The sequence below is a fragment of the Georhizobium profundi genome (assembly GCF_003952725.1).
Classification (GTDB): Bacteria; Pseudomonadota; Alphaproteobacteria; order Rhizobiales; family Rhizobiaceae; genus Georhizobium; species Georhizobium profundi.
Genome location: NZ_CP032509.1, coordinates 4,323,873 through 4,340,770 on the forward strand (window position 1 = coordinate 4,323,873; position 16,898 = coordinate 4,340,770).

The 16,898-nt window shown below is 63.3% G+C and carries 19 protein-coding genes; 8 read left to right on the forward strand and 11 right to left on the reverse strand.

The annotated features are described in order from the left end of the window. Positions 1-32: 32 nt before the first annotated feature. The gene (gene gloB / locus D5400_RS20850) at positions 33-803 is read left to right on the forward strand and encodes a hydroxyacylglutathione hydrolase (protein ID WP_126012417.1); all 771 of its coding nucleotides are present in this window, start codon (positions 33-35) and stop codon (positions 801-803) included. Positions 804-832: 29 nt separating this feature from the next. After that, positions 833-1,285 (forward strand): cupin domain-containing protein, encoded by a 453-nt coding sequence (locus D5400_RS20855; RefSeq protein ID WP_126013688.1) that lies wholly within the window; start codon positions 833-835, stop codon positions 1,283-1,285. Here the strand turns inward: D5400_RS20855 and yddG are convergent. Both yddG and D5400_RS20865 read right to left on the reverse strand, forming a co-directional pair. Further along, positions 1,274-2,155, reverse strand: coding sequence for an aromatic amino acid exporter YddG (gene yddG / locus D5400_RS20860; protein ID WP_126012420.1), 882 nt, complete (start codon positions 2,153-2,155; stop codon positions 1,274-1,276). The two genes, D5400_RS20855 and yddG, sit on opposite strands and share 12 nt — an antisense overlap. Before the next feature lie 69 nt (positions 2,156-2,224). Next, complete coding sequence (locus tag D5400_RS20865; RefSeq protein ID WP_126012423.1) at positions 2,225-3,016, reverse strand: DUF3108 domain-containing protein; 792 nt, start codon at positions 3,014-3,016, stop codon at positions 2,225-2,227. 283 nt (positions 3,017-3,299) lie between these two features. Between D5400_RS20865 and rpmB the strand changes: the two genes are divergently transcribed. Then, a complete protein-coding gene (gene rpmB, locus D5400_RS20870) occupies positions 3,300-3,602 on the forward strand; it encodes a 50S ribosomal protein L28 (RefSeq protein ID WP_126012426.1) in 303 nt (100 codons plus the stop codon). Positions 3,603-3,686: 84 nt separating this feature from the next. Beyond that, a complete protein-coding gene (locus tag D5400_RS20875) occupies positions 3,687-4,322 on the forward strand; it encodes a queuosine precursor transporter (RefSeq protein ID WP_126012429.1) in 636 nt (211 codons plus the stop codon). Here D5400_RS20875 and D5400_RS20880 read toward each other — a convergent pair whose 3' ends face one another. From D5400_RS20880 to D5400_RS20895, 4 genes are all read right to left on the reverse strand, one after another. Next, positions 4,323-5,327 carry an esterase-like activity of phytase family protein gene (locus D5400_RS20880; protein WP_126012432.1) on the reverse strand — a complete coding sequence of 335 codons (1,005 nt, stop codon included), beginning with the start codon at positions 5,325-5,327 and terminating at the stop codon, positions 4,323-4,325. Then, positions 5,324-7,234 carry a cobaltochelatase subunit CobT gene (gene cobT / locus D5400_RS20885; RefSeq protein WP_126012435.1) on the reverse strand — a complete coding sequence of 637 codons (1,911 nt, stop codon included), beginning with the start codon at positions 7,232-7,234 and terminating at the stop codon, positions 5,324-5,326. The genes D5400_RS20880 and cobT overlap by 4 nt, the downstream gene beginning before the upstream one ends. 15 nt (positions 7,235-7,249) lie before the next feature. Continuing rightward, entirely contained in the window at positions 7,250-8,245 is a 996-nt protein-coding gene (gene cobS / locus D5400_RS20890) for a cobaltochelatase subunit CobS (protein ID WP_126013691.1), read from the reverse strand. Positions 8,246-8,323: 78 nt separating this feature from the next. Continuing rightward, entirely contained in the window at positions 8,324-8,950 is a 627-nt protein-coding gene (locus D5400_RS20895) for a J domain-containing protein (protein WP_126012438.1), read from the reverse strand. Between the two features lie 113 nt (positions 8,951-9,063). Here D5400_RS20895 and D5400_RS20900 point away from each other — a divergent pair, with 113 nt between their 5' ends. After that, positions 9,064-9,342, forward strand: a complete 279-nt coding sequence (locus D5400_RS20900) for a BolA family protein (protein ID WP_126012441.1) — start codon at positions 9,064-9,066, stop codon at positions 9,340-9,342. 6 nt (positions 9,343-9,348) lie between these two features. On the opposite strand, the gene D5400_RS20905 is transcribed toward D5400_RS20900, so the two are convergent. From D5400_RS20905 to D5400_RS20915, 3 genes are read right to left on the reverse strand one after another with little or no spacing between them, the layout of a single operon-like run. Further along, positions 9,349-10,650: an HlyC/CorC family transporter gene (locus D5400_RS20905; RefSeq protein WP_126012444.1), complete on the reverse strand. Its 1,302-nt coding sequence runs from the start codon at positions 10,648-10,650 to the stop codon at positions 9,349-9,351. After that, positions 10,650-11,777: a 3-dehydroquinate synthase gene (aroB, locus tag D5400_RS20910; protein ID WP_245451591.1), complete on the reverse strand. Its 1,128-nt coding sequence runs from the start codon at positions 11,775-11,777 to the stop codon at positions 10,650-10,652. Before aroB ends, D5400_RS20905 begins: the two co-directional genes overlap by 1 nt. 2 nt (positions 11,778-11,779) lie before the next feature. Continuing rightward, the gene (locus tag D5400_RS20915; protein ID WP_126012450.1) at positions 11,780-12,370 is read right to left on the reverse strand and encodes a shikimate kinase; all 591 of its coding nucleotides are present in this window, start codon (positions 12,368-12,370) and stop codon (positions 11,780-11,782) included. Positions 12,371-12,517: 147 nt separating this feature from the next. Here D5400_RS20915 and D5400_RS20920 point away from each other — a divergent pair, with 147 nt between their 5' ends. The 3 genes from D5400_RS20920 (at position 12,518) to D5400_RS20930 (ending at position 14,790) form a co-directional block, all read left to right on the forward strand. Further along, the gene (locus D5400_RS20920) at positions 12,518-12,715 is read left to right on the forward strand and encodes a hypothetical protein (RefSeq protein ID WP_126012453.1); all 198 of its coding nucleotides are present in this window, start codon (positions 12,518-12,520) and stop codon (positions 12,713-12,715) included. Between the two features lie 51 nt (positions 12,716-12,766). Further along, a complete protein-coding gene (locus D5400_RS20925; protein ID WP_126012456.1) occupies positions 12,767-13,747 on the forward strand; it encodes a site-specific tyrosine recombinase XerD in 981 nt (326 codons plus the stop codon). Between the two features lie 86 nt (positions 13,748-13,833). Next, positions 13,834-14,790 (forward strand): acetyl-CoA carboxylase carboxyltransferase subunit alpha, encoded by a 957-nt coding sequence (locus tag D5400_RS20930; RefSeq protein ID WP_126012459.1) that lies wholly within the window; start codon positions 13,834-13,836, stop codon positions 14,788-14,790. Between the two features lie 35 nt (positions 14,791-14,825). Here the strand turns inward: D5400_RS20930 and D5400_RS20935 are convergent, their stop codons facing one another. Together D5400_RS20935 and D5400_RS20940 are read right to left on the reverse strand one after the other, a co-directional pair. Beyond that, a complete protein-coding gene (locus tag D5400_RS20935) occupies positions 14,826-15,218 on the reverse strand; it encodes a RidA family protein (RefSeq protein WP_126012462.1) in 393 nt (130 codons plus the stop codon). Positions 15,219-15,241: 23 nt separating this feature from the next. Then, positions 15,242-16,864 carry an AMP-binding protein gene (locus tag D5400_RS20940; protein WP_126012465.1) on the reverse strand — a complete coding sequence of 541 codons (1,623 nt, stop codon included), beginning with the start codon at positions 16,862-16,864 and terminating at the stop codon, positions 15,242-15,244. Positions 16,865-16,898: the final 34 nt, after the last annotated feature.

The following is a 16,898-nucleotide window of genomic DNA, read 5'->3' on the forward strand; positions in this document are numbered from 1 at the left end:
CTCACGGCAGGCAAAGCGAGGACAGACGGCCCATGGCGCACTTGATCATCGACCAGTTCATGAGCCGCGACGATAATTTCGCGGTTCTCGTCCACGATCCCGAAAGCGGCGAGACCGCCTCGATCGATGCGCCGGAAGAAGAGCCGATCCGCATCAAGCTGAACGAGCATGGCTGGGCGCTGACGCATATTCTCACGACCCACCGCCACGCCGACCATGTCGAAGGCAACATCAATCTCAAACAGCGTTTCGGTCCGACGATCCTCGGCCCCGAGGCCGAAGCGGACCGCATTCCAGGTATCGACCAGAGCGTGAAGGATGGCGACCGGATCACCTTCGCGGGCCGGCCTGTCGACGTCATCGCCACACCCGGCCACACGATGGGCCATGTCTGCTACCACTTCCCCGAGGACAAACTGCTCTTTGCCGCCGACACGCTGTTCGTGCTTGGCTGTGGGCGTCTTTTCGAAGGAAGCCCGGCGGATATGTGGGCCTCACTGCAGAAGCTCATGGCGCTGCCAGACGACACCGCGGTTTATTGCGGACACGAATACACGCTTTCCAACGCGCGCTTCGCTGTTACCGTCGATCCTGACAATGCCGAACTGGCGGATCGCCTGAAAGAGATCGAGGCCCTTCGCGCGGAGGGCAAGCCGACGGCGCCGACCACCATCGGCCGTGAGAAGGCGACGAATCCGTTCCTTAGACCGCACGATCCCGGCATCCGCCGCACGCTCGGCATGGACAATGCCAGCGATACGGAAGTCTTCGCCGAAATCCGGCGCCGGAAAGACCGCTTCTGATGTTCGGCCAGGATTTCGATGCGGCGGAAATGCCATATCCCGCCACCGCGCGCCAGATCATCGAGGCGCTTGCGCTGAAGCGTCATCCCGAAGGCGGCTGGTATTCGGAAACGTTTCGCGATGGCGCTTCCGGCGAGCGGGGCCATTCGACCGCCATCTACTATCTGCTCGAAGCCGGCGACTGTTCCGAATGGCACCGGGTCAAGGATGCCGCCGAGGTCTGGCACTTCTATGCCGGTGCGCCGCTTTCCATCACGCTCTCGCCCAATGGCCACGACGCCGAAAGCCATCGGCTGGGTCCGGACATCCTGATGGGGCAGCGCCCGCAGATCGTCGTGCCGGCAGGCTGCTGGCAGACGGCGTGCTCGCTTGGCGAGTACACGCTTGTCGGCTGCACGGTGGCACCTGGCTTCGTTTTCGACCAGTTCGAGATGGCGGAACCCAACTGGCGGCCGACGCCGCGGCCCCCATCAGGCGGTTGAGGCCGGGCGTTTGCGGACGATCAGGTCCTTTGCGGCAAGTGCCGCGCCGCCGGTGATGAGCAGGCAGGCGATCCCGATGCGCCAGGTCAATTCGCCAAAGCCGGCCGCAATCAGGATCAGGGTCGACAGGAGCGGTGCGGCGTAGCTCGAAGCGCCGAGCACCTGGATGTCGCCGTGCTTCACGCCGTAGTCCCACACATAGAACGCGCCGCCGACCGGCATCAGCCCCAGGCCGACGACGGCCAGCCATTGCAGCGTCGTCTGCGGCCACACTGTCTCCTCCAGGCCGAGGTGGCAGATGAGCGACAGTGCCGCAGTCGCAAGGCAGAACCCCGTCACCACATCCGTCGGCACCACGCCGAAGCGGCGCGACAGAAGCGAATAGGCCGACCAGGTGAAGGCGCACAGCAACGCCATGGCGTAGCCGAAGAGATAGCTGCCTTCAAAAGCGATGCCCTGCCTTGAGATGATCAGTACGGTGCCGGCCAGACCGGCCGCGCAGCCCGCCAGGTGATGCCAGCCGAGGCGCTCGCCAGGCAGCATCGCCGAGCCAACGACGATGAGGAGCGGCCAGAGATAGGCGATCAGGCCGGCTTCGACCGCCGGGGCGTTTCTCAAAGCCGTGAAATAGAGGAAGTGGTAGCCGAACAGACCGCCGATCCCGAGCGCCCAGACGGGCCATGGCTGCCTGAAGGCCTGCCACCGCTTTGGATCGCGGATGAGGAAGACGAGGCCGATCAGGCCGCCGATCGTGAAACAGATCGCTGAAAGCTGAAACGGCGGCACGGCGCCGGATGCCGCGGTGAAGAGTGCCAGCAGCGACCACATCAGGATCGCCGAAAATCCGATCGCCGTCGCTTGTGCCTTCACCCGTCTGCCCCCGAGGCCCGCTCCCGGTGGGCCGATGCCTCAAGCGTTATCGGGCAAGCGCGCGGCCGGTCAAGAACCGAAATGGGTCGCGGTGATCGTCACGGGACCGAGCTTCGTCGGCACACGCGCATAGACAGGAGCGTAGATGCCTGCCTGTTCGTTGTGGGCGAACCAGACTTCGACATTCATCTCGCGCATGTACTGGATGGAACTGTTCCTGGCGTGGTAGCCGGATTTCGGTTCGGCGCGGGCGGTGCAGACGATCGCCTCCGCGGCGAAAGGCGTTCCATCGTAGCCCTCCGCCTGGAAAGGCTGCGTGCCGGCTTCATTCAAATGAATGTCGTAACGCGTTTCCCCGTCGAAGATCGGCAGTGTGCGATCACAGACGTCGCTGCCTTCAGGAATCATGACGCCTGCGATCGGGTCGAGCACGGCGCGCATGTCACTTTCCGGCACCGGTACCCAATCTTCACGCGTGCGCTTCTTTTCAGGAGTCAGGATCGCCGAGGTGACCGACCCGTTGTCGAAGTCGACCTCCATGCGCTGCTCGTCGTTGCCGGAAGAATAAGCGACCACATACCGCTCGGCCTGCATGCGATCATTTGCCTTCACGCCGGAGACGGTCGTCGAGCCCGTGGTGCGGCCCACGATATTGGCGACGCCCGCCGACTGCATTTCGCCGGCGACGGTAAACCGATCACCATCGAAGACGGTGGTGAAGGTGGCACGCGCCACTGATAGACCGATATAGGCGACGCGATAATCGGCCCGGTGGGTGGACGGCTCGGCAGCGGCAACGTTCGCGCCGAGCAGGATGGTTGCGATCGCGCACGGTGCGATGGCGACATGACAGCTTTTCAAGGCTTTTGCTCCTTGTGCTCAAGTCTTTCTCGGTCCATTCATAGCGTGCAAATAGCGATGATTTTGTGGGCGTGGACGGGCAAGTCTGGGGCGGGTCTCCGGAAAGCGTGCGATGTGCCACTCAATTCGCCCGTTTCGCTTGACGGCGGCGCGCTCGCTGACTATAGAACCGCGACTTTTCCGATAACGGGCGGCGACGTGCGGCCGGATATGCGATCCGGTAACGCATTTGCTTTGAAGGCCCGATGACGAACTCAGACCGATTAAGAATGAAGGTGCACCCATGTCCCGCAGTTGCGAATTGACCGGCAAGGCCGTCCAGTCGGGCAACAATGTGAGCCACGCGAACAACAAGACGCGCCGCCGCTTTCTGCCCAACCTCTGCAACGTCACGCTGATTTCCGACGCGCTTGGCCAGAGCTACCGTCTGCGCGTTTCCGCGCATGCGCTGCGTTCGGTCGAGCACCGTGGCGGCCTCGACGCTTTCCTGCTGAAGGCCAAGGAAGGCGAGCTTTCCATGCGCGCCCGCCTGCTGAAGCGCCAGATCGCCAAGAAGAACGTCGGCGAGACTGCCGCGGCAGCCTAAGCTTTCGAGCATAGACATCAGGGCGCGGCGATCCTTCGTCCGCGCCCTTTCATTTCAACTGGTGGCATCACCCAGGATAAAAAAATGCAGGCTCTGAAGCAGCACGCACCATTCATTGCGGCCATGGCGCTCGTCGTCGCGGCATCGAACTTCCTTGTTCAGTTTCCGGTCCAGGCGACCATCGGCGGCTTCGATCTCGCCGACCTTCTGACCTGGGGCGCCTTCACCTATCCTGTCGCCTTTCTGGTCACCGACCTCACGAACCGACGCTACGGGCCGCAGGCTGCTCGCCGCGTCGTCCTTGTGGGTTTCGCCGTCGCGGTTGTCCTCTCGATCTGGCTTGCGACGCCGCGCATTGCCATCGCCTCGGGTTCTGCTTTCCTTGTTGCTCAGATGCTCGACGTGTCGATCTTCGATCGCTTGCGCCGCGCCGCGTGGTGGAAGGCGCCGTTGATCTCCAGCATCATCGGTTCGGTGATCGACACGATCATCTTCTTCTCTCTCGCCTTTGCGCCCGTGTTCGGCGTCCTTGGCGCCAATGACTCGTTCGCGATCGCATCCGCGCCGCTGCTCGGTCTGATCGCTCTGGAGGCCCCGCGCTGGCTCTCCTGGGCGCTTGGAGACCTCGGCGTGAAGCTCGTCGTGTCGATGGTGATGCTTGCGCCCTACGGTGCGCTGCTCGCGCTCATGCGCAACGACGGCCAGCCCCGGCCGGCCTGATCACTCGACCAGCTCGAATTCCAGCAACAGGTTGCGCTGAAGGAACAGGTGGTTGTCATCCGAAACGAGGATGACGCTGATCCGCCCATCCGCATGCTCGATGACATCGAGCCCTTCCATGTTGTCGATCTGGTCGCCGAAATTCGCCTCGAGCATCACATCGCCATCGACGACGGCACCGGGGCGGATGTCGGCCGCCGCGATCCGGCGGATGCGCATGCCGATGCCTTCGCTCAGCGAAAAGCGGCGCTCCAAAAGGAGAATGTCGCCATCCGGCAAGAACGCGCCGTCGGTAACGTCGAAGGGCGGGTGTCGCTTGACGAAGAAGACGCCCTCCTGCGGGCCCGAGAGTACCGCCGCGTAGATGTCGCCATCGGCATTGAGGCTGCGCTCGCTGACCAGCACCGGCGCGCCGTCAAGCGGCCCGTCCTCCGGCGCGACCATCACCGTTTCGATGCCGGCATTGCGGCGAAGCTCGGCGCGCGGCATGACCATCGACAGCACGCCTGAAGGCGCTCCCGGCGGAAAGCTCGAGCGATCGAAGATCTCGACGCGATGGTTGTGCTCGAAACCGACGATCAGACGGTCACCGTCAAGCGCCAGCCCCTCCGCATCGGCCTGTGATTTGCGCTCATGAGGCACACCGGCGTCGCTGAGGATCGGCGCCATGCGGAAATCGGTGAGCCCGCGCATGCGGCCGCTCTCGTCGCGCAGAATGCGGCTGCTGTACCAGTTGCCGGTGTCCATGACGCCGATAAAGGCATCGGCACTGCCGTCAAAGCGGATCGCGGACATGCCGCCGACCACGCCGCCTTCCGACGAGAACTCAAGCCCGCCGCGAAATTCGAACGCGCCGAACCGGGTTTCATCGGATCCGATGCGGAAATTCTCGATGACCTGGGCGTTGATCGCGATCGGCGCATCGCTCTCGGCATCCTGGGCGCGTGCACAACCGGCGGCGAACAGCGTGACGGATAGGAGCAGGCCGCTGCGTGTAAGCGTCAACCGGCCCTGCGCATCGCAGGGCCGCGCCTCCCTGCGGAGGGCCCCTGCTCTTCTTCGAACAGGCTTGCGAGCTGCTCGGTCATGGCGCCTGCCAGTTCCTCGGCATCGATGATCGTGACGGCGCGGCGATAGTAGCGCGTGACGTCATGGCCGATGCCGATGGCGAGGAGCTCGACCGGCGAACGCGTCTCGATTTCCTCGATCACGGCGCGCAGATGGCGTTCCAGATAGTTGCCCGGATTGACCGAAAGCGTGGAGTCGTCGACCGGCGCGCCGTCCGAGATCATCATCAGGATGCGGCGCTGCTCAGGCCGGCCCAGCAGGCGATTGTGCGCCCAGATCAGCGCCTCGCCGTCGATGTTTTCCTTGAGCAGGCCTTCGCGCATCATCAGGCCGAGGTTGCGGCGCGCGCGGCGCCATGGGGCATCGGCGGACTTGTAGACGATGTGGCGCAGATCGTTGAGACGGCCGGGGCTCGCCGGCTTGCCTTCCGCAAGCCACTTCTCGCGTGCCTGCCCGCCCTTCCAGGCCTTGGTGGTGAAACCGAGGATCTCGACCTTCACACCGCAGCGCTCGAGCGTACGCGCAAGAATGTCGGCGCAGGTGGCGGCGACGGTGATCGGGCGGCCGCGCATCGAGCCGGAATTGTCGATCAGCAGCGTCACCACAGTATCGCGGAAATTCGTGTCGCGCTCCATCTTGAAGGAAAGCGGCTGCATCGGATCCATAATCAGTCGCGACAGGCGTGCCGGATCGAGGTAGCCCTCTTCCAGATCGAAATCCCAGGCGCGGTTCTGCTGCGCCATCAGGCGGCGCTGCAAACGGTTGGCCAGGCGTCCGACGACTCCCTGCAGATGGGCAAGCTGCTTGTCGAGGAAAGCACGCAACCGGTCGAGTTCGGCCTCGTCGCAGAGATCGGAGGATGCGACTTCCTCGTCGAAGGCTTCAGTGAAGACGCGGTAGTCGACCTTCTCGTTGATGTCGGACAGCGGCAAGTTCGGCCGACGGGTTTCGCCGGGCGAATCCGCCTCCTCATCCATATCCTCGTCGAAGTCCTGCTCGGAGACTTCCGCGCCGTCCATCTCGCCCTGCTCGGACTGGTCTTCGGCGCTGTCATTGTCCTCCGAAGGTGCGCTGTCGGAGCCTGCAGCCTCGTCGGCGCTGTCCTCCTTGTCCTCGTTCGAGCGCGGTTGTTCTTCGTTGTCGTCCTCGTTGTCTTCGCTTTCCTGGTCTTCGTCCTCGCCGTAATCCTCGGCCATCTCCATCGAGGCGAGCATGTTGCGCATGGCGCGGGCGAAAGCCTGCTGGTCGTCGACGGCATTCACGAGATTGTCGAGGTCGCCTGCTGCCTTGTCCTCGATCCAGCTTCGCCAGAGATCGACGACCTTGCCGGCCGATTCCGGTACGGCGCGGCCCGTCAGGCGCTCGCGCACGAGCAGCGCAACGGCCTCTTCGAGCGGCGCATCTTCCTGGTTGGTGATGCCCTTGTAATTCGCCTTGGCGTATTTGTCGGAGAGCATAGATGCGATGTTGTCGCCAACGCCCGACATGCGCCTCGTGCCGATCGCCTCGACGCGGGCCTGTTCGACTGCATCGTAGATCGCGCGGGCATCGGAACCCGCAGGGGCCATGCTCGAATGGACGCGGCTGTCATGACACGCCTTGCGCAGCGCCATGGAGTCGCCGATGCCGCGGGTCACCGCAAGATCGTGGCGGGTCGGACGCTTCGGCAGGTCGGGAAGGCGGGCACGCTCGCCCGTCAGGCCCGGGCGTTCGTTGGCATAGACGACCTCAAGCTCGTGGTCGCCGGCAATCGAACGAATGCAGCCGGCAAGCGCGCGCTTAAACGGCTCGGTGTCGACCGGGCCGCCAGGCTTTCCTTTGGAGTTATCGCCGCGTCCTGCCATGCTCGTTCAGCGCTTTCAGTTATGGGCATCCAGAACGATGTTCGCGGCGCTTTCCTTCAGTTCCTCGCCGAAGGCGCGCTGATACTGCTCTGCCACAAGCGTGCGCTCCAGTTCGTCGCACTTGTTGAGGAAGGTGACCCTGAAGGCGAACGAGATGTCGCCGAAGATGCGCGCATTCTCGGCCCAGGTAATGACCGTGCGCGGGCTCATGACGGTCGACAGATCGCCGTTCATGAAGGCCGAGCGCGTCATGTCGGCCAGACGCACCATGCTCGAGACCGTATCGCGGCCCTTTTCCGTGTCGAAACTCTTCACCTTGGCCAACACGATGCCGACTTCGTTGTCATGCGGCAGGTAGTTCAGCGTCGTCACGATGGACCAGCGGTCCATCTGCGCCTGGTTGATCTGCTGGGTGCCGTGATAGAGGCCGGTCGTATCGCCAAGGCCGACCGTGTTGGCCGTCGCGAAGAGGCGAAACGCGGGGTGCGGCCTGATGACGCGGCTCTGGTCGAGCAGCGTCAGGCGGCCGGAGGATTCCAGTACACGCTGGATGACGAACATCACGTCCGGGCGACCAGCGTCGTATTCGTCGAAGACGAGCGCGACATTGTGCTGGTAGGCCCAAGGCAGAATACCGTCCTTGAACTCGGTGATCTGCAGACCGTCCTTGATGACGATCGCATCCTTGCCGACGAGATCGATACGGCTGACATGGCTGTCGAGGTTGACGCGTACGCAGGGCCATCTCAGCCGTGCAGCGACCTGCTCGATATGGGTCGACTTGCCGGTACCGTGGTAGCCGGAGACCATGACGCGCCGGTTATGCGCAAAGCCCGCCAGGATCGCGAGCGTCGTATCGCGGTCGAAGAGATAGTCCGGATCGAGTTCCGGTACATAGGCATCGACGGACGAATAGGCCGGCACATCCATATCGCTGTCGATACGGAACGTCTCGCGGACCGACACCGTCGTGTCGGGAAGGTTCTCAATGGCAATGTCGATCTTGTTCATCATGTCATCCGCCTGGCAGCGGCTTCTTTTTTGAGAGGGTGCCGCGGGAGGCGCGATGTCCCGTCGACTTGATTGGCTCTAACAGAAACCAGACTGCTTTAACAATTGATAGGCCTGAACCACGGCGCGAAATCGTTCTTCCGACGATCGATCGCCGCCATTGGCATCGGGGTGATGCTTCTTCACGAGCGCCTTGTAGCGCGTCTTGATATCGTCGGAGCCGGCGGAGCCATCGAGCCCCAGCGTCTCGAACGCCTTGGTCTCGAGCGTCTTCAACTTGCGCTGGCGCGGTTCTCCACGACGCGCGCGTGTCCGTGCCTCGCCGAAAAAGCCGAAGGGATCGCGCATGCGTGCCTGCGAAGCCGCGCTGCCGGAGCGCGCCTGGCTTTGCTGCGGGCTTGCCTTGGCCGCCTTGTTGACGCCGACCGTCCAGGTCGGACGGTGGCCGGTCAGGGCCTCTTTCTGATAGCGCGCGATCTCGGTGTCGGAGAGGCCGGAGAAATAATTGTAGCCCTTGTTGTACTGCCGCACATGGTCGACGCAGAACATGAAATATTGCCCCTCCGCCTCGCGTCCGACGGGCGCGCGGTGGGTGCCTTTCTCGTTGCATCCGTCCCATTGGCAGACAGGCGTGGTCGGTTCGGGACGTGCCCTTGCCTTGCCCTTGACCCTTATGCGGTCAAAATATTTCGAATCCAGTTTCATCGTCTGACATTATGGGGCGCCCCAAGGGCGCGAACAAGGATTGACAATTGGCGATGTGGCTCCCTATGCGGCAGCGCATCACCTGCTGCAACGAAAGCTGAACGAGGGCGACCATGAGCATGGAAGAAACGATCGAGCGCAAGCTCAGGGACGCGTTTCAGCCGGAGCGGCTGGCAGTCATCAACGAAAGCCATCTGCATGCGGGCCACCGCGAGTTCGATGGCACGGGCGAAACCCACTTTCGCGTGCGGATCGTCGCGCCGGCCTTTGCGGGCAAATCGCGGATCGAGCGGCACCGCGCATTGAACGAGCTTCTCGCGCCGGAAATCGAAGCGGGCATCCATGCGCTGGCGCTCGAACCCGCTGCTCCCGGCGAAACCACCCGCTGGTAAGGCGCGTCAGCCGACCACGTCTTCCAGCGGCTTGATCCGAAGCCGCGTGATGCGGTTCTTCTCGCGCTTCATCACGGTGAAGCGCTTGCCGTGGAACGTGAAAGCCTGGCGCTCGTCCGGAATGATCTGGCTTTCGTGGATGACAAGGCCGGCGATCGTCGTCGCCTCTTCGTCCGGCAGGCTCCAGTCCAGCGCGCGGTTGAGATCGCGGATCGGCACCTGGCCATCCACGACGACCGAGCCGTCGGCCTCCTGGCGCACGCCCTGCATGTCGATGTCGTGCTCGTCGGCGATCTCGCCGACGATTTCCTCCAGGATATCCTCGAGCGTCACGAGGCCTTCGACCTCGCCATATTCGTCGACGACGATGGCAAAGTGCGTCTTGCGGCGTAGGAACGCGTTCAGCTGATCCTTGAGATTGGTCGTGTCGGGAACGAACCACGGCTTCTGGGCGATCTTGGCAATATCGATCCGCGCCGGGTCGTTGCCGACATCGGCCAGCGCACGCAGCAGGTCCTTGGCGTGGACAACGCCGATGATGTTGTCGGTCTGGCCACGCCAGACGGGCATGCGGGTATGCGGGCTGTCCAGGATGGTGCGGACCACCGCTTCCGGCGAGTCTTCCGCATGGACCATGCGCATCGCAGTGCGGTGAACCATGATGTCGGACACTTCGAGTTCGTCGAGATCGAGCACGCCGCCCAAACGGTCGCGGTCCGCCTTGATCACCGAGCCCTCGCGGTGCAGCAGGTCGACCGCGCCGCGCAGTTCCTCATGGGCCGAGAGCATCGAGGTTTCGGCCGACAGCGTGACGCCGAAGAGCCCGAGGATCTTGCGGACGATCCAGTTCACCACCGAGGACAGCGGGCCGAAGATCTTGACGAAGATCCGCACCGGTTTGGAGACGGCCAATGCAAAGCGGTCCGGCCCGGAGATCGCCCAGCTTTTCGGAAGAACTTCCGCGAAAATCACGAGCAGAACCGTCATCGCGATGGTCGCGACGGCCACACCCGAATCCCCGAAAATACCGAGCAGCAGGCTCGTCGCCAGCGACGAGGCTAGAATGTTGACCAGATTGTTGCCGATCAGCAGCGCGCCGATCAGCCTGTCACGGCGATCGATCAGCCTGCCGACGACGCCGGCGCGCGGATCGCCATTGGTCTCGAGCGTATGCATGCGCGAGCGCGATGCAGCGGTGAGCGCCGTTTCCGATCCCGAAAAGAACGCGGATGCACCGATCAGGCAGAAAATCGCGAGTGCGGTCAGCCAGTAGTCCGAGATGAAGCTTGCGAAGGCATCTGCTGTCATTACGCCAGCTTCTCCTTGAGGAATGCGTGAACTTCTGCCGGGGGAACGTCATCGGCGATGAAGGATTGGCCGATCCCACGCGTCAGGATGAAGGTCAGGCGGCCGCGAACGACCTTCTTGTCCTGCCCCATCAGATCGAGAAGGCGTTCAGCAGGCGGCAGGCCACCCGGGATATCGGAAAGGCGCGTCGGTAGCCCGACCTGCCTGAGATGGGCGGCGACGCGGGCGGCATCATCGGCGCTGGCAAGGTTCATCCGGTTCGAAAACTCATGCGCCAGGACCATGCCGATCGCGACACCCTCGCCATGCACAAGGCGCGACCCATCGTACTCCGTCGCCGCTTCCAGCGCGTGGCCAAATGTGTGGCCGAGATTGAGCAGCGCGCGGCGGCCGCTTTCGCGCTCATCGGCGACCACTACCTCTGCCTTCGCTTCGCAGCTGACCGCGATCGCCTCGACGCGCTCCGGTCCCCCATCGAACACACGCTGCCAGTTCTTTTCCAGCCAGGCGAAAAAGTCGGGCTTGTCGATTAGACCGTATTTGGCGACCTCGGCATATCCAGCGCGGAATTCGCGCGGCGACAGCGTGTCAAGCACGGCCGTATCGGCGATGACCAGCGATGGCTGGTGGAAAACGCCGACCAGATTTTTGCCATGGGGCGAATTGATCCCCGTCTTGCCGCCGACGGAGCTGTCCACCTGTGCGAGCAGCGAGGTCGGGACCTGAATGAAATGCATGCCCCGGCGCACGATGCCGGCTGCGAAACCGGCGAGATCGCCGATGACACCGCCGCCAAGAGCAACGATCGCGTCGCCTCGCTCGAGCCTTGCGGCGAGCACGGCATCAACCACGTCGATGAGATGCGCAAAGCTTTTGGTTTTCTCACCGGCTGGCAGCGTGATCGTCTCATGACCGATCCCGGTCTCGTCCAATGCGGCATGGAGCGAGCCGAGGTGAAAGCCGGCGACCGTCGCATCGGTGATGATCGCAACACGAGCTTTCGGCAGACGCCTGGCGATCAGTGCCCCGGCGTTGCGCAACGCTCCGGGTTCGATGACGATCTCATAGGCCCGCTCCCCGAGGGGAACCTGGACGCGCCGACCAGCACCGGCTTCGACCTGCTGCATGTTCATGAAATCGCCGCCTCTCCGGCGCGGGCAGCAAGGGCAGCGATCGTTTCCTCGACGATCACTTCCTTGCGCACATTGCGGGAATTGATGGTGATATCGGCTTCCGCGTAGATCGGATAGCGCTTTTCCATCAAGGTCTTCAGCGTCTGCTCCGGCTCGGCGGTCTTGAGCAACGGACGCGTATCGCGCTTCTTCACCCGCTCCCAAAGAACGTCCAGATCCGCCTTCAGCCAGATCGACACTGCCTCATCCTTGATCAGAGCGCGCGATTTCTCGTTGATGAAGGCGCCGCCGCCGGTGGACAATACGCGGGGCCCCGATTTCAGCAGTCGCTCGATCACGCGCGCCTCGAGCGCCCGGAATTCCGTTTCGCCGTAAAGATCAAAGAGCTCGGCGATGGTCATCTGGGAGACCCGCTCGATCTCGGCATCGGAATCGACGAAAGGCAGTTCGAGCGCGGTGGCGACCATCTTGCCGATGACGGACTTGCCCGCACCCATCAAGCCGACGAAGACGATATTGCGCGCGCCGAAGGCTTCGCGCGCAACGCGGCGGAGATCTTGCCGGCTCACGTCGCTTACCGCCGTCATCGCAGGTCCCATCGTTGAGGTTACGGCACCTCCTATCGCGAAATGGGTCCGGACCGTCAAGGCTCGCCTGCCGCCGTGGAACGCCGTGCGCTTGCTTCGAATCGGACGGTCGCCCATAAAGGGCACTGAAACAGTGGACTGCAACCGATGCCCTCGCTCATTCGATTTCTGGTGTTCTGCGGCGTCGTCGTCGGTCTCGTCTATGGCGCGATGCTGGCGCTCGTGCTCTTCGTGGAGCCGACCCCGCGCGAGATCACCGTCAGGGTTCCGACGGAACGGATCAACCAGCAGCCCGGCGGGGCGACCACCGGCGACACGGCTCCGACCATCGGACGCTCGGACTGATCCGGGCCGCCTCTCTCTTTTTGCAGATCACCACCCGCCTTTGGAGAACCCATGGCTGATCTCAGCGCGGCCCATCTGGAGGCCTTCATCGAAATGATGGGGGTGGAGCGCGGGGCTGCCGACAACACGCTGACATCCTATGCACGCGATCTGGACGATGCGTTCGCGTTCCTGCGCGACCACAACTCCTCGCTGACTACTGCGAGCGGTACCGATCTCGATGCCTATCTCTCCGACATTCACCGCCGCGGCTTTGCGCCAGCGTCCCAGGCACGACGGCTGTCGACGCTTCGGCAATTTTACGGGTTCCTCTATTCCGAAGGTGTCCGCACCGACGACCCGACGGCGAACCTCCAGTCCCCCGCTAAGTCCGTGAGCCTGCCGAAGACGATGTCGATGGCCGATGTGGACCGGTTGATCGAACAGGCGGAGACGGAAGCGGGTGAAGCGGGCCTCACGCCATTCGAGACCTGCCGGCGGTTGCGGCTGCTGGCGCTTCTGGAACTGCTTTACGCCACCGGCATGCGCGTGAGCGAGCTGGTCGCTCTGCCGGCGAGCGTCGTGGCGACGCGCAGCGACATGCTGGTGATCCGCGGCAAGGGCAACAAGGAGCGCCTCGTGCCGCTGACAGGCCGGGCGCAGCGCGCGGCCGAACGTTATCGGGCAGCCCTTCAAGCCACGCAGGTCGACGAAGCCCGCATCGGCGGCGCACCGGACGAGCGCTGGCTGTTTCCTGCCGATTCCGAAAGCGGCTATCTTGCGCGGCAGGTGTTCGCCCGCGACTTGAAGGCGCTTGCGGGGCGGGCCGGGCTCGATACCGCCCACGTTTCGCCGCACGTGCTGCGCCACGCGTTTGCCAGTCATCTGCTTGCCAATGGCGCAGATCTTCGCGTCGTGCAGGAACTGCTCGGCCATGCCGACATCTCCACCACGCAGATCTACACCCACGTGCTCGAAGAGCGCCTGCACCGGCTTGTGCAGGACCACCACCCCCTTGCAAAGCGCGGAAAAAAACAGGAAGAGAACGCCTGAAAGCGCGGCCGTCAGCCGCGTGCCGCCTTACCGACACGATCTTCACGCAGGTGTCGGCCGTCGCCATCAGATAACCGACCGGGCCCATGCATAATTATCTCGAATTCGAAAAGCCGATCTCCGATCTCGAGGGCAAGATCCACGAGCTGAAGAAACTGGGCGAAGAGGACGAGAGTGTCGATACGGCCGACGAGATCGCACGGCTCGAAGCGCGCGCACGCGATGCGATGGCCGACATCTACGCGAAGCTGACGCCATGGCAGAAGACGCAGGTCGCACGTCATCCCGCCCGACCGCATTTCCTCGATTATGCGAAAACGCTCTTCACCGAGTTCACGCCGCTTGCCGGTGACCGCAAGTTCTCCGAGGACGCGGCAATCCAGGCCGGCCTCGCCCGCTTTCGTGGTACGCCCGTCGCGCTGATCGGCCAGGAAAAGGGTCACGACACCAAATCCCGCATCCGGCACAATTTCGGCAGCGCCAAGCCTGAAGGCTACCGCAAGGCGATCCGCGTCATGGAAATGGCAGACCGTTTCGGCATGCCGATCGTGACGCTGATCGACACCGCAGGCGCCTATCCGGGCGTCGGCGCCGAAGAGCGCGGCCAGGCAGAAGCCATCGCGCGTTCCACCGAAATGTGCCTCAAGGTGAAAGTACCGATCATCTCGGTGATCATCGGCGAAGGCGGCTCGGGGGGCGCGATCGCAATCGCCACGGGCAACCGCGTCTACATGCTCGAGCACTCGATCTACAGCGTGATTTCGCCGGAAGGCGCGGCCTCGATCCTGTGGCGTGACTCGACCAAAGCCAAGGATGCCGCGACGAGCATGCGCATCACAGCCGAAGACCTGAAGGACCTCGGCATCATCGACGGAATCATTCCCGAGCCTGTCGGCGGCGCGCATCGCGAGCCGGAAAAGGCGATGGCTGCTGCTGGCAGCGTCATCGCCGATGCGTTGAAGCACCTTTCGGCGCTCGACGGCGCTGCTTTGGTCAAGGATCGCCGCGAGAAATATCTTGCGATCGGCCGCCAGCAGCACTGACGGCCTTCCCACATTTCAAAGTTCAATAGACCGCCTCAGAGAACGGCGGTCGCTTCGATCTCGACCTTGGCCCGATCTTCGACGAGCGCCGTGACCTGCACCATCGTCATGGCCGGGAAATTTCGTCCCATGACATCGCGATAGACGCGACCGAGGTCTTTCAGGCCGGCAAGATATTGCTGCTTGTCGGTGACGAACCAGGTGAGGCGCACGAGATGCTCGGGGCCGGCGCCACCTTCTTCCAGCACCGCACGGATGTTCTTCAGCGCCTGCTCGCATTGGCCGACGAAGTCGTCCGTTTCGAAGACCTGATCTGCCGTCCAGCCGATCTGGCCGCCGACGAAGATCATCGTTCCCGTTGCCTTCATACCATTCGCGTAGCCCTTGGCGGGCGCCCAGCCTTCGGGGTGGAGTGTGGTCACGCTCATTCGTCTTCTTTCCGTCTTGTCGTTCAGTTTTCGGCGCGCAGCCTGAAGCGCTGGATCTTGCCGGTCTGGGTCTTCGGGAGTTCGTCCACGAAGCGGACGAGGCGGGGATATTTGTAAGGCGCGATGACCGCCTTCACGTGGTCCTGGAGGCGTTTGGCGGTCTCGGTGCCCGTTTCGACACCTGGTGTCACGACTACATAGGCGCAGACGACCGTGCCGCGCTCCTCGTCCGGTACGCCGATGACCGCGCACTCGGCGACATCGTCGTGGGCGAGCAGCGCCGCTTCCACCTCGGGCCCGGCGATGTTGTAGCCCGCGGAGATGATCATGTCGTCGGAACGGGCGGCGAAATGGAAATAGCCTTCCTCGTCCTGGGTAAAGCTGTCGCCGGTGACGTTCCAGCCGTCACGCACATAGTCTCGCTGGCGGGCGTCTGCGAGATAGCGGCAGCCCGTCGGACCCTTGACCGCCAGCTTGCCCACCATGCCCCGCGGAACTTCATGCATGTTCTCGTCGACAACGATCGCCGAATAACCAGTGACCGGACGCCCGGTCGATCCCGCGCGTGCATCGTCGAAGCGGTTGGTGATGAAGATGTGCAGGAGTTCGGTCGATCCGATGCCGTCGAGCATCGGCTTTCCGGTCTTCTTCCCCCACGCATCGAAAACCGGCGCCGGAAGCGTTTCGCCGGCCGATACCGCGGCACGAAGCGAGGAAAGATCGGCGCCCTCTTCCATGGCCGCCAGCATGGCGCGATAGGCCGTGGGCGCGGTGAAGCACACGGTCGCGCGGTACTTCTGAATGATCTCGATCATGTTCGGCGGCGCTGCCTTTTCGAGCAGCGTCGCAGCCGCGCCGAAGCGCAGCGGGAATACGGCCAGGCCGCCAAGGCCGAAGGTGAAGGCAAGCGGCGGCGAGCCGACGAACACGTCGTCCGGCGTGACGTTCAGCACTTCGCGTGCATAGCCGTCTGCGACGATAAGGAGATCACGGTGGAAATGCATGGTGGCCTTCGGCTCACCCGTCGTGCCGGAGGTGAAGCCGAGCAGTGCCACGTCGTCGCGGCCGGTCTTCACCGCATCAAAGCGCACCGGCTTGTCGAGCGCCACGCGGTCCAGTTCCGCATCGAAATTTGCCGTGCCGTCGAAGCCGACGACCTTCTGCAGGAACTCACTGTCCTTGGCGCAGGCGACGAGTTCGTCCATCAGCCGCGTGTCGCAGAGCGCCAGCGAAATCTCCGCCTTGTCGACGATCTTCGCTAGCTCGCCGGCGCGCAGCATCGGCATGGTGTTGACCACGACGGCGCCCGCTTTCGTCGCAGCGAGCCAGCAGGCCACCATTGCGGGGTTGTTGGCGGAGCGGATCAGAACGCGGTTGCCGGGCTTGACGCCGTAATCCTCGGTCAGCGCATGCGCCAGGCGGTTCGTCCAGTCCGACAATTCCTTGTAGGTGCGGCGGCGACCGTTGCCGATCAGCGCGACATTGTCGCCGAAGCCTTTTTCGACCAGGCGATCGGTGAGCTCGACGCCGGCATTCAGATAATCCGGATAATCGAAGCCGGAGAGATCGATCTCAGGCCACTGATCGAAGGGGGGCAGGTTATCGCGGGCGAAGGTATCGATGTGGCCCGTCGGTCCCAGTTGCATGTCTCTCTCCCAAAAAACCTTGCGCCCAACCTCA